At 50.9% G+C, this 14,160-nt stretch carries 8 protein-coding genes; all 8 read right to left on the bottom strand.

All coding sequences use genetic code 11. The features are described from left to right. Positions 1-29 precede the first annotated feature (29 nt). The 8 genes from P9H32_RS02840 to P9H32_RS02805 all read right to left on the bottom strand — a co-directional run bounded on the left by P9H32_RS02840 (position 30) and on the right by P9H32_RS02805 (position 14,042). The gene (locus tag P9H32_RS02840; RefSeq protein WP_322607351.1) at positions 30-3,554 is read right to left on the bottom strand and encodes a WD40/YVTN/BNR-like repeat-containing protein; all 3,525 of its coding nucleotides are present in this window, start codon (positions 3,552-3,554) and stop codon (positions 30-32) included. A gap of 124 nt (positions 3,555-3,678) precedes the next feature. After that, positions 3,679-5,088 carry a sulfatase gene (locus tag P9H32_RS02835; RefSeq protein ID WP_322607350.1) on the bottom strand — a complete coding sequence of 470 codons (1,410 nt, stop codon included), beginning with the start codon at positions 5,086-5,088 and terminating at the stop codon, positions 3,679-3,681. A 74-nt stretch (positions 5,089-5,162) separates the two neighbouring features. Beyond that, positions 5,163-6,638 (bottom strand): glycoside hydrolase family protein, encoded by a 1,476-nt coding sequence (locus P9H32_RS02830; RefSeq protein WP_322607349.1) that lies wholly within the window; start codon positions 6,636-6,638, stop codon positions 5,163-5,165. 44 nt (positions 6,639-6,682) lie between these two features. After that, positions 6,683-7,318, bottom strand: coding sequence for a 3-keto-disaccharide hydrolase (locus P9H32_RS02825; RefSeq protein ID WP_322607348.1), 636 nt, complete (start codon positions 7,316-7,318; stop codon positions 6,683-6,685). A gap of 6 nt (positions 7,319-7,324) precedes the next feature. Beyond that, a complete protein-coding gene (locus tag P9H32_RS02820) occupies positions 7,325-8,791 on the bottom strand; it encodes a sulfatase family protein (protein WP_322607347.1) in 1,467 nt (488 codons plus the stop codon). Between the two features lie 86 nt (positions 8,792-8,877). After that, a complete protein-coding gene (locus P9H32_RS02815) occupies positions 8,878-10,251 on the bottom strand; it encodes a Gfo/Idh/MocA family oxidoreductase (protein ID WP_322607346.1) in 1,374 nt (457 codons plus the stop codon). Positions 10,252-10,430: 179 nt separating this feature from the next. Next, a complete protein-coding gene (locus P9H32_RS02810; RefSeq protein WP_322607345.1) occupies positions 10,431-11,126 on the bottom strand; it encodes a PEP-CTERM sorting domain-containing protein in 696 nt (231 codons plus the stop codon). A gap of 99 nt (positions 11,127-11,225) precedes the next feature. Then, positions 11,226-14,042 (bottom strand): fibronectin type III domain-containing protein, encoded by a 2,817-nt coding sequence (locus P9H32_RS02805; RefSeq protein ID WP_322607344.1) that lies wholly within the window; start codon positions 14,040-14,042, stop codon positions 11,226-11,228. Positions 14,043-14,160: the final 118 nt, after the last annotated feature.

Here is a 14,160-nt window from a genome sequence, read left to right as displayed (position 1 = left end):
ACAGGACATCTAATCTGCCCTGCAAAAGGCTAGTTCATCTGAACCTTTACCCGATAGAACACATTGCTTGTGCCTTCAGGATCGGTCAGTTCGACGAGCGAACCCGTGCCGGCCACTCCATTGGTCCAGACGAACCAGTCTCCGGTAAGATTATCCGTTTTCTCCACGCTGTAGTTTCGACTGAGCACGGAGCGGAATTGAACACCGACACCGCCGGCGACCGGTTCACCAGCAAAGTATTCCTGCATATTGTTCGGATCTGTATCCGCAATGTACTCCTCAATATTGCTCATCACATCACCATCTGCATTGCCTGTTCGATCTGCCAGACCATGCTCCTCCATCCAGTCCCAGAAAAAGGGTTTTGCCACGCCGGTCGTCAGTCCGGAGATATCCGCTTTCCAGAAGCCGGTTCCGGACAGACAACACCAGAGAATCGTTTCATCGTAGGGATCCACCTGAAGTTCCCGTATTTTTTCCGGCTGGCCGTGACGCCGGTTGATCTTATGCCAGTTATGTCCTCCATCAACCGTCACATAGGCCCCGGGATTTAAATCATTTACATCATCATCTTCACCTGCAATCACAGCAATAACCTGATCATTTGCAGCACAGACATTCACACCCCGGACATTCGGAAAATCAAAAATAAGGACCCATGTTTCCCCGCCATCACGGCTCACATAGGCCCCTCCGGTTGAGCCATCCCCTTCTCGTCGGCCGCATGCGATATAGAGATCTCCGGTAGTTTTATGAACCATCACATCGTTCACACACGTTACCCCGGCCGGCACGGTCATGGGGAACCAGTTTGCCGCACCATCGTCAGTTTTATACAGTCCGCCAGACGTTCCGGTATGCGTATAGGCCAAAGCGGCATAAATGATCCGGGAATCCACCGGATCCATGAACAGTTTCCAGACACTGGAACCGGAAGGCAGGCCGCTGTTTGGATTTGTCCAGGTCACCCCGCCGTCTATTGATTTATACACCCCGTAAACCTCCATATCCGCGGAACCGTTTCCCCGGTATTTACCGGCTCCTCCATACGGCTGCCAGATGCTGTACGGTATTGTAAAATAGAGGATATCGGAATTTTGATGATCCACCATCAGGGATCTGGAGCGAATATCGATATCCGGCAACGGCTGGGAAAGAGTCATCCACGTTTCACCGCCATCGGATGAATGGCGCAGATGGTTCCTTTTATCCTGCCGGAACTGGAGCGTGTAAATTTTATTGGTGTCATTCGGATCCACAGCAATCGTTGCAATAGAGGTCGGATCGTCTTTATCAATGCTTTGCCCCGTTAACTGTTTCACCGCAATGGCTCCCGGATAAACCAGATCTCCGTCATGCGTATTACGCCAGAGTCCATGTTCACCGCTGCCCCAAAGATAGGTTCCCGGTGTCCCGGTTTGCAAACAGATCGATTCTCCCGGAAGGTTGCTGTTTCCCCGACCGACCCAGTGCCCGCTTCCCGGTGACGTTTCGTCATCATCCACCTGAATCCACGTTGCACCGTTGTCGGTGGAGCGCATGACCTGCTGAGCAAATGCCGTATAGACATGGCCCAGCTGATTCACCTTTATAAAACGCGGACCAACCGTAATGGCATCATATAATCGGTGGTCCCGGTCAACATGTGCCATAGTTGTATTCATCCCCAACGGCTGAACCGCCCGGGAATTCCAATAGTCATCATCCAAACCGTTAATCCAGTACGGCCCCTCACGTGCAGCTGCAAACCAGTTGGTTCCCCCGTTTTCCGTCATCCAGATATTTCCCGGAGGAAAAGCGTAGTCATGCTTGAAATTATGAACCAGATACACCCGGTCTTTCTGAGTCGGGTCCACGGCAATCTGATGAAACTGGCTGAAGGTGGATGCCGGAAGATTATAATTATTGCTGATATCCGATGCGGTTGTTTCCATCCAGAAAGCCACCGCCCGATAAAACCGGTTGTGATAATCCCATCCAAACCGGGAAATCTGTGTAAAATCAATGGCCAGATCACCCGTTAAATTTTCCCAGTAATCTCCTCCGTCGGCCGTGCGATAAACACCGCCCGATGTCACAATCTCGCTCCCGACCGGATCATAGTGCGTGATTTCTACAATATAGAGCAGAAACTCCCCGGCTCCACCGTTGGCTTCCGGATCAAAATACGAATCCATATAGCGTGGCTGATTGTAAGGAAGACCATTCCCCGGAACTTTTGACCAGCTCAGCCCTCCGTCTGAACTTCTATACACCCCATGCTGACAGGAGGCATACACTTTATTGGAATCGCGCGGGTCGACAATGATCCGGCTGAAACTCGAATCTGTCGGAAAAGGAGATGAGACCTGAGTCCAGTTTGTACCGCGATCTTTCGAGTACATAATGAACCCCTCAGACATATAGGTCTTCCACGGCGAGGTATTCGTAATTCCGCTTTTCGTGTAATGCGCATCTTTAATGAAGGCACCCCCACCGGCGCCGATATACCAGTTGTTATCGTTGGAAGGATCAACTGCAATTACATTATGCCGTTTATCACTGCCGGGGATCGGCTCGCATAAAAAGGTCCAGGATGCACCGCGGTCCGTACTCTGGAACAGCTCGCCCCGGTTGGTTTTCACATTACGCCGCACGGCCAAACCGAAATCAGGATCCGTAAACGAAAAATCCATCGCTACGAAGTAGTCGGGATGATAACCGCAGCCATCAGAATCGCGCATACTCCGCCAAAACTTACCGCCATTAAGCGTCACCTGACTGTTGCCCATATCCAGCGAATCATACATGGCATTCGGATCGCCGTTATTAATCCAGAACATATCGATATAACCGGACATTCCCGGACCGAAATGCTGCCACTGCACTAACGGGCTGGACTCCACACGCCCGCTTTTGAGATCGGCAAACCATGCCGGATCAATAGGTGATGTTTCCGGCGTTGCTGCCGAAGTTCCGATTTCAAAATAGATATTATCCACATATAGATAATCACTGAGTGCTGTGCCGCCCTGATCGATACCGATAAACGGTCTTGCCGCATTCACATCCGTATTCAGAAAATCCGAAATCAATCCGGAATATTCAATATGATACTGCCCGGCAGTACGCACTGCCATACTTGCGTCGGTCAGATCTGCCGCCGCCGTACCGTTTAAGGTAAATTTCGGCCGGATATCGCCAACCGCCGTAGAAAGCGTGGAAGGAATATAGACATCGAAAGACAGCGTATAAGTCTGGGTCGGCGAAGTCTGAGTAAAAAAGATCGGGCCTGATGATGACCGCAGTGCTGTCCAGGCATTTGCACCGGTCGACAAACGAATAAACTTTCCCGAAGCATATGTAAACGAAGCGGCCGCCCCGGAATCAGTTGAAGCATCCACTATGATCCCGGAAGCCGTATTGGCGGTCTGAACCACAGTTCCTGCCAAAGTCTGATTATTTCCGGAGGTTGCACCCAGCGACGCTCCCTCGAAATCCTCACTCCAGATTACCTGTGCACCGCTCGCTGTGAGCGAGGTCAGCAACACAGCCCAATAAAAATAACTCCTCATCTGACGGCCTCCTTTTCGCCTGCCCATAATAGACCGACATATAAAACCCGAACAGTTTGGAGTATTTCACCGTCCCGTTTTAACTGGCTAAAAGATAACTTTCTCAAATGATCCCGGGCCGGCCTCACTCTACAGGAGGAACATAATCCGGATTGGGCACCGGCATATTGGCATTCACATCCTTCAGCCATTTTTTAAATTTACGTTTCAGCCGCTCCGCCAGTTCCGGATTTTCTGCCGCAATGTCATTCTTTTCACCCGGATCCTTTTTAAGCTGATAGAGCTCGACCGAATCATCGTCGTACCAGTTGAGCAGTTTATAATCGCCCTCAATGACAGCGCCGCCCAACCGGTTTTTCGCGTGCCAGGCATAATTCGGATAATGAAAATAAAGTGCATCACGCTCTATCCCGCCTGTACCGGTCAGCAACGGAACCAGACTTTCGCCGTCCAGAATAAGATCCGGATCTTTCGGTATGCCGGCCACTTCCATAAAGGTAGGAAAATAATCGAGATGCGATACATATGCTTCGCTGACCGTTCCCGGCTTCACTCTGCCCGGCCATCGAACAATCATCGGAATCCGCAGTCCACCCTCATAGAGCCAGCTCTTGGTCTTCCGCAGCGGCGGAGCATCAGCAACCCCATAGTTAAATCCGCCATTATCTGAAGTCAGAATAACGAATGTGTTATCCTGCAATCCGAGCTCATCCAGTTTTTCCAGCAAACGGCCCAGCACCGCATCGGCCGCCTCCACCATTCCGGCATACACCGGATTACCGACCTTTTCACCCGCCGCTTTCCGGGCCCGGTATTTTTCAGTCAGTGCATCCGTAGTTTCCAGCGGGGAATGCACCGTGTAATTCCACATGGCAATCAGGAAGGGCTTATCTTTGTTCGCCTCCATATACACCACCGCTTCATTTTCCAGGCGTTCCGGCAGGTATTCACCTTCCGGTCCATTTGGAAGGTAAGGATTTTTATAGGGGGAAAACCATCCGCCGGATGGTCCGCCATTTCCATTACCGCCCGCATTATTTTCAAACCCCTGATGATCCGGCTGGGTGCGTTCATCCTCCACCCGGTTACTGCCGTCGGTTTTCTGTCGCGATAAATGCCATTTCCCGAAAAAGCCGCAGGCATACCCGTGATCCCGCAACACCTCAGCAAAAGTAACCACATCCGTCGGCAGTGCCGTCACTTCCGGGGCATTCAGCAAAACCGGATTTTCCGGGGCAAAATGCTGATTGGAGATATGGTTGGTCAAATGCAGCCGGGCCGGTGCCTGACCACTGATCACACCCGCCCGCGACGGGGTACAAACCGTGGATGCCGCATACGCATGCCGAAAAAGCATCCCCTCTTCGGCCAACCGGTTCGCATGCGGGGTATCGACCGCCTTGTATCCGTAGCAGTTGAGATCATACAACCCCAGATCATCGACCATTACAAAAACAATATTCGGCGGACGCTGTTCTTCACCCGATACCGCCCCGGTCAGTAAAATCGCCATCATCAACAGCATATTCTTCATTACATCGAACTCCTCATGCATTATTCAGCAGGCAGTTTTCAATATATACTGAAGAAACGATATTGGCCCTTTGGTTATTTATTGTCCGGCACGAAAGCATCAACCGGGCGAATCATAATATAATTATCCCGCTCGCCATGAGGCGCCCGGTCCACAACGCCCACCAGCAGCGCAATAACTTCACCCTTTTCATTCAGAACCACTTCCGGACGTTCAATCTGGGCCAGCAGTTCATCAACAACCTCGCCGGACTGTCTGATCATCGGAAACGGTTCTGAACGCCGCCATACGGCCTGCGGAGAAAACAGCTTATAGTCGATTCCGTTTTTTGACGTAAAGTAAATCACAGACTTCTGCTCTCCGGTCACATTCCCCAGCCAATCCGTCAGAATCACGTTATACTGATTATTCGCCCACCAAATCGTCGGATCTTCATGTTCAAAACCGTAAGGAAGCCGATTTTCGCCATCACCGATTTCTTTATACGGGCCCAGATAGGAATCGGCACGATAGGCCTTCAGCGTACGGATAACCTTATCGCCGACCTTCATATTATCTTTTCCAACGGCATAAGCACGGCCGTCTTCATGCACCCACAACGCAGCATTGCTGCAGGGCAGCACCACGTGATCAACAACCTCCCACGGACCTGTAATGGAATCCGCCAGCGCAAAGCCTGTTGTTTTTGCCGGACCGCGGCTCCCCGACATCGCCAGGAAATGCAAAAGAAATTTATCGCCGACTTTCATAATTTTGGGGTTATGCAACCCACGTTTCCCCCACGCATAGGGGAAGCCGGGACCATCCATAACAATTTCTCGGAACTCATACGGACCGAAAAGTGATGTAGAGGTTGCGCGAATGATGTGGCTCCGTCCCCAGTGCGTTCCTTTTTTCCAACGCGAACAAAACATATGCCAGGTATCACCCACCTTGATCACACTCGGGCACCACACCCCATAGCCTTCCATCTTAAAGATGGCTGATTCAGGAACAGGTAATAAAGCATCTCTCAGCGGATTCGATGTGAGATAGGAAGCTTCGTACGCATTTTCCTGTTTACCGATTACATCCTTCACCCTCAGTACGGCCTCCGGTGACTGCGCACCGCGAGCAACCTCACCAACTCGAAAAATGTATTTTCCGGGTGCAGTCAGGTTCCGGTTGTTACCCCACATAATCTGCAGAAGCTGCGGATAAACCGAAATGCGCAACGCCGTCGTCTCTCCAGCCCCACAATGCACTTCCTTCACCTGACGGAGCGGATTAATTTCATGTTCCGGTGAAAAATCGTTTCCCTCTTTCCAGATATAAATCCCCAGTTTTATGGTCTGTGCCTCAGAAGCATCATTTGACAACGTGATATTTAAACCCGTTGTTCCATCACGTGCGATCTCCCTTTTTTCCAGAGAGAGTCCGGTTACCCGGATATCCGCATTCGCCCCGCAGATCAGGCCGCTCAGCAAAGCCGCCGCAGCCATCCATCTTTTTATTTTTATTCGGGCATCAACCCTTTTTTTTAAATGAATCCGTACTGCGGCGCTTATCATCCGATCGCTCCCTCAACTTCTTTTAAAAAAAACAGTGCCCGCCTTTAGCGGCTTCGGATCAACACATTCCGGTACCAGACTTCACCGCCATGATCCTGAAACCAGATCTTTCCGTTCATTTTTCCGTAAGTCTCGGGATTCTTGAATTTGCTCTTGGCAAAAGCTTCATTCCATTCCGGACTGTCTACTTCCACATCCACCACCTTCACTCCGTTAAGCCAGTGCTGCAGCCGCTTCCCTTCAGCCACAATTTTTCCGGTATTCCATTCCCCGGCCGGCTTATAGCAGCTGTCATCAGAACGTCCGAAGAGATCATAAAGAGCTGCCGCCCGGGAAACCGGCCACTGACCGCGCACATGTTTTTCATCATCCAGAATCTGATATTCAGGGCTCTTTCCTTTTGCCGCCCGGTAATAGACTCCACTGTTCCCGCCCTCGGAAATCTTCCATTCAAACCGCAATTCAAAATCCTGAAATGATTCCCGGGTCGACAACGATCCCCCTTTTACACCGGCCGGCAAATGTACCGAACCGTCTGCTTCCATAACCCAGCCGGCGGATGGATTCTTCTGCCACCACTGGTCAAGATTTCCCCCTTCCAGCAGGTCCTTCCATGCACCTTCCGCCCAAACACCGCCGGCCAGACTCAGAGCCAATACCACAATCCATTTCTTCATCATCAATTCCTAATTTTTCTTTTTATTCATGCCCCGAACCAATTCATCGTATTCAGGAATCCGTTCCGGCCGACTCCGGTCAAAAAAGCCCGGGTCGCCATGCATCCTCGGATCCCCCTGTTCAGTAAGCGCGTCGAAAAGTTCCGTTTTCATTCTGTTCTTCAGCTCCGCATACTCCGGGTTATCAGCCAGATTCACCATGCATTCCGGATCGTTTTTAATCATATAAAGTTCTTCGCGCGGGCGTTTTCCAAAACACAGATTCCAGGAATCACTTCCTTTAAATTTATACATAATTTCCGACTTCGTCGGACTCCAGTCCGTATCCCGGAATCCCGCCTCTTCCGTACCGGACGGCCAGCGATCCGGCTCAAAATTATGCATATAAACAAAGTCGCCCCGATGCAGACTGCGCACCGGATAGCCCCAGCCGTTCGGCCGGCACATGTCGTTGCGCTCGCGCCCGGTCAGTACACGATCGCGGCCTTCAACCTTATCGGCAAAAAAATCAAACAGACTCCGCCCTTCAACCGGTTGCATACCGCAGGTTTTCACATGGATTCCAGCTGCTTCGAGACAGGTCGGCGCCAGATCAATGAAACTGGCGAATTCAGCACACGTTCTTCCAGGATTTACAATATGTCCGGGCCACTGCACCACAAACGGAATGCGCGTGGCGAATTCGTGCGGATGTCCCTTATAGCGCGGAAACGGCATGGCGTTATCCGATGTGGCGATGATCAGTGTATTCTCTAATTCTCCCGATTTTTCCAGGGTCTGTAAAATTTCCCCGAGATGCCGATCGAAATATTCCACCTCGACTGCATAGTCGAGAATATCGTGCCGAACCGCTTCGGTATCCGGCCAGAACGCCGGAAGAAACTCCAGCGATGACAGGCTTTTCCCCGCCTTTACTCCCGATTTATATTCATAACCCCGATGCGGCTCCTTGGCGCCATACCAGAAAAAGAAGGGTTTATCCGCAGGTTTATCCGCCATGAAAGCTTTAAAGTTAGCGGAATAATCAAAAGGCGATACCTTCAGATGCGTTGGCTCGATGCGATGCTGATTATACTCCGTTCCGGTGAGATTCCGTCCCTTCGGGTGAACCCCCGGATTCCAGCCCTTTCCGGTGAACCCGGTGAAATAACCGTTCTCCGTGAGCACTTCCACGAAACTTATAAATTTATCCGGCCAGACCGGCTTATGGTTCCCTGCACCTTCAAGCTGCCACGGATTCCGCCCGGTAAGGATCACGGCCCGCGACGGCGCACACTTGCTGCTCGGCGTATACATCCGTGTAAATTTAAGCCCTTCTTCAGCAATCGAATCAAAGTGCGGCGTGGAAACAAACGAATGCCCGTAACAGCTCGTATGCGACATATCATCGGCACAGACCAACAGGATATTCGGGCGCTCAGCCTGTATCGCCAAAGCCAGCAGCCCGATGCACCCATAGAAAAACTGAGTTTTCATCTTCTTCCTTTTTTAAAACCCGAAGCCCAAAGACCGAACAGTCTCAGTTCCTGCGCTGAAACGTTCGGTCTTCAGATGTTGCATGCCTACAGTTTATAATACTGTTCCCAACCCTTGCGGGGAGTGTCTTTCAGCAGACTGTTGGCCAGATCGTTGTTTTTAAACCGGTTGGTTTCGCGATCAAACTCCAGCGTCTCGCCTTCATTGCCAATACGCTGCGCAATGGAACCGAGAATAAGGAACTGCGAAAGCGGACCTGCAATGGAAAACGGAGAACGCGTCTTTTCCTCTCCTTTGCAGGCCAGCAGGAAGTTGGCGTAGTGATCAGAATTTTTCCCGAAATCTTTCGGAAGTTTTCCCGCTTTCAGCAGTTCCCGGTATCGATCGTAAGGAATCACCTGCAACGGATTACCGTGGTGTTTCCCATAGAATACCAGATCGTCGGAAAAGATAAATTTACCGGGATCTTTATGGAAATTGTGTTCACGGCCCTCGAACTCTTTCGGAATAGGCGGCAGATTGGTCCAACCGTCATAATAGTCCACAGTCAATGCCGGCAGGCCGTTGCGTTCCGGGAATTTAAATCCAAGTGTTGAAGCCTCGCAGAAAATCAGCTCGTGTTTTCCCCGCAGCTTTTTCACTTCAATCGATTCCGGCATACCGAATTCCAGGAAGTGGTGCATGGTATCGAAAATATGTGCCCCCCAGTCGCCGAATGCTCCGGTACCGTACTGTTGCCAGCCGCGCCATTTATTCCGGGAATAAAGGGTGCTGTAAGGATGTTCGGGCGTCGTCCCCATCCAGACATCCCAGTTAATGTGTTCCGGCATCGGATCCCCCGCCGGCCAGCCGGTGATCGCTTTGCTCTTGTCGTAGTGATGCGGATACCAGGCAAAACCATTGTTGATGAAGGCGTCCACATGGCGAACGTTTTTAATAATGCCTGCTTCTTTCCAGGCCTTGAACTGAAAATAATTGTCGCCGGAAAACCCCTGATTTCCCATTTGGTTGACCACACCGTATTTTTCGGAAGCTTTGATCATCAGATCAATTTCCTGGAACGTGCGGGCCAGCGGTTTTTCGGTGTAGACATGCTTTCCCAGGGCCATCGCGGCCATTGTTACCGGAAAATGCGAATGGTCCGGAACCATCACCATCACCGCATCAAACTCATTGGCCTTTTCATCAAAAAGCTTACGCCAGTCATCGTAAAGATAGGCATTCGGGAAACGGGCTTTGGCTTCATCCACAAAACTCGATTTCAAATCCACGTCGCACATCGCCACAACGTTCATAAGCCCAGAACGCTCAAAATTACTCAGCAGCCGATTGCCGCGCCCGCCTACACCGATCCAGGCGATATTCACCTTTTCATTTGCGCCTAAAACTTTACCGGGAATAAGAGAAACCGCAGTGGCAGCTCCTCCCGCAAACAACCCCGTACGTCTTGAAAACTTCATCATAATCTCCTTTTAAAACAAGCACACTGAACGAACGATATAGAACGGAAACATTGTACACGGAACAAACCTATCCAATAGGTTTATGCCGCCTTCTTTCCAGGCGGATTTCCCAACGCCCGACAGTCAAAAGGCCCGGCATCCACCGGGCCTCAACTGCACTCATTTTCTGTGCGGATTCACATCATAAAACGACGGCGGATTAAAATAATGCCGCCGCCGAAAGCTGCGACCAATCCAAGCGTGGCCGGTTCCGGAATTACCTCCAACTGAATGTTATCCATATACATATAATCGAAGTTTTCCTGCACCAGCTTTCCGCCGTCCTGATCAATACCGATGAATGGACGCGCTTCATTCACATCCGTGTTGATGAAGTCGGAAATCTGCCCGGTATAAACGATGTGATACTGACCGGCATCCGCCACCGTCTGACTGGCGTCTGTCGCGCCGCTTCCGCCCGCTCCGTTCAGCTTGAACCGCGGCTGAATATCACCTACAGCTTTATCGAGCGTAACCGGAATATAGATATCGAATGATAACGTATAGGTGGCATCCGATGAAACCTGCGCAAAACTGATCGGATTGAGCGCGGAACGCACCGCAGCATAATCATTCGAGCTGGCAGAAAGCCGGATAAAGTTTCCGGATGCAAATGTGAAGGCTGCAGCTGCGGCAGGATCGGTTGTGGAATCCACCACAACACTCGAAGCCGTATTCGCCGTCTGAACCGACGTTCCGGCCAACGTTTGATTATTGCCGGAGGTTGCTCCAAGCGCAGCCCCTTCGAAGTCTTCGTTCCAGACTACATCGGCTGAAACATTCAATAGCAGTCCAGCGACTGCCAATCCTGCTGTGAGTATTTTTGTATTCATGTTTTTCCTTTTTTTTGAAACCGCACCCCCGCCGTCAGGCGGGGTCACACGGAACCCGATGAAATGGATCCTGCGCTTTAAAAGCGCAGGAGATTAGAGTTAGAGCTCATTAACCTTCAGGTCGATGAACTTCGCGGCGTCATCGGCGGAAATAAAGTGGGTTACTGATTTATAATAGTAATCAATTTCCGCTTCACCAACCCAGACTCCGTCCGCGGCCCAGCTGCCCGGGACCACCAGATTTCCACTCGATTCCAGCGAATAATCAATGCCGGGGTTGGGATCCCGAAGTTCGATGTGCGTGACAAAGAATCCGTTGGTCCCCATATAATCACCCGCAGTGAATGTCGGCAGGCCATTCCCGTCCGGGAAGTTTGCCGGGAAGGAATCTGTCGCTTCCGGATCACCTCCAAAGGCATATTCCTTGATGTTGACCAGGCCGTCTCCATCGGTATCTTCGGTCAGGTTGGTTACACTGCCGTACTGCCTCATCCAGTATTCCGTAGACGGAGTTTCGCCTGCGACAGTAACTTTAAACTGACTCAGACTTAGATACGCGATTTTGTTACCGAACCAGCCCATGGCCGTGATATTGGTCAGGACGGAGTTATCAGCCAGAACGGCTTCGGATGCCATAGGGACACTCGGCTGGGGATTCAGTTCATTCCAGGTTTCAGACATCACATCGGAAACGGTGTAATCGCCAAAGCCCGTTTTAATCCCTTTAAGATTGATGCCCTCGTCACCGACATACCACTGACTTCCATTGCGGATGGCCGGATAGACGTAAGCTGCGCCAACACCGTCAGAATATGATCTGACCGACAGATAGATGGAGGCTGCATCACCGGTTGCATCAATATTTTCCGGTATTGTACCGCCCCAGTCCATATCATTGATTTCGATATAGGCCAGTTGCTGCGGTGAATTTGCATCCCAACCGGAACCCATGACCAAACGCTGTCCAACGGAACTGTTCCCGATTTCAAAATTTCTAAAACCGTTGGTCGACGGAATCTGAGTCAGTCCATAGAGAGTGTACCCGTTGTAGGTTACGCCGCCACTAGTCTCTCCGTTGGCAATCATCGGGGTTGCACCCGTACGGTCCAGATAAACAAACTCCCCGTTGGTCACGCTTCCGGCCTGACTCAGGTAGAACGTATCGGATGTGGAATCAGTCCAGTCATTCCGCGTACCATCCATATCGATTACCGCAAGAGAAGCCACTGCTGCTCCGGGAACTTCATCCGAGTATGCACTGCCTGTGGAAAAGTTTGCACGTACCGTATACCAATTGGTTTGCCCGTTGAAACGCGGTGAATCGGTAAATTCCGGATCCGTCAGACCGCTTGCGATTTCAAACTGCTCTCCATTCATCTCCGGAGCCATCAACACATCATAGCCGGTAACTTCCAGAATGGGCTCCCAGAAAAGCGTTACCGTGCGGTCGGAACCTTCAGCAACAATCACGCCGGGTGCAATGGGGGCCGACACATTGTTGGTGGAATGCGTTACACGGGCGGCCTCGAGCTCAACATTGACCAGTTCCCTCAATCCGTCCCAGCTATTGATCTGGGCTTTATAATAATGCCCCATGGTAAAGTGAACCAATGGGCTGTTGAACAGCGTATCCTTTGTTTTCAAAACCGATGTTGCCTTGCTCAGTGCATTGGAATGGGCCACACCGGCAGTCAGATTGGACAATGAGGCCGTAGCCTGATAGGTTCCGAACTCCGTCGTCTTGCGGATTTTCCAGTTATAACGAATCAGGTCCGTCTCAAAATCTGTCGTAATATCCCAGCCCGATTCCGTACCCGGAAGCAAAGCATCCAGACGGGTACTGTCCTCATCGTTGTTACCATCCGCAAACATCGCCACGATCCGGCCGTCTCCCCGAACTTTTACCGTCATCAGTGCCATAGCGTCATTGGTTGTAAGATTCAATGCGTTCGTCGTATCCGACGTAATGCCAAAGGCGAAAACATCCTGATTATAAATGGTTCCGGAACCGTCCTGCGTCATCGTCAGCTTAAAGTCCACATAACCTTCCCAGGCATCCGCAGCTTCATTAAGCGTTGCGTCGGCCCAGTAAACTGCATTGCCGGTGTTGGTACTGTGATTCCCGGCGGTGAGCGTATCGGCTTCCCCGGTGGTTCCGGAATTGATCACACTGAAGGCATTCGGTGCGCTGCCGACGGTCTGCGCCCAATTGGTCTGACCGGCCAGATCGCCATCACTATACCCATCGGTCGCTGTAAATCCGGTATCAATAAAGGATCCTGAAACAACTTCTACCGGAGGAACATAGGGAATGATCTCAAAATGAATATTGTCCATATACATCATATTCTCTACAGCCACCCCAGCCTGATCGATACCGATGAAAGGACGAATGGTATCAGCGGGCGGATTTCCATTAATGATGTCGCCGCAGGAACCGGTATATTCAATGTGAAACTGCCCGGGTCCGGTTTCAACCATAGCGTCGAGTGTCACTCCGTTACCGGCAGTCCCCGAGGCTTCCAAACGCGGATTGACATCGCCAACCGCTTTTGAAACGGCCGAAGGAATATAAACGTCGAATGAAAATTTGTATGAATCTGCTGCATTCGCCGAAAAACCACTGATGGTGGCAGAGGAGCGGACTGAGGTGTAATTGTTAGCTCCGACTGACAGCAGAACACAGTTCGTTCCTCCATCGGCTGTGGACAGCGTAAACTCAGGCGGTGCATTGGTAACCACAGAGGCTGCCGTATTCGCCGTCTGAAAAACCGTATTATACAACGTTTGATTGTTGCCTGATGTGGCACCGTTTGTACTGCTTTCAAAATCTTCCTGCCAGACCACCTGCGCGGAAGATATGAGTGCTGAACCAACCACGGCCGCACCTATGAGAAATGCACTCCATTTTTTCATCTAATACTCCTCGTATGTTTTTTAACGACCGCGCACTGCCCAAACGGGATGGGAACTCACCTTTACGAGACCGTTAACATATTGAGTTATATCAGAGCATAAAATGATGCCTATCTAT

It is taken from the genome of Pontiella agarivorans, assembly GCF_034531395.1.
Lineage (GTDB): Bacteria > Verrucomicrobiota > Kiritimatiellia > Kiritimatiellales > Pontiellaceae > Pontiella > Pontiella agarivorans.
Note: the sequence above shows the minus strand (reverse complement) of the source record. Positions and strands in the feature narration are given on the sequence as shown.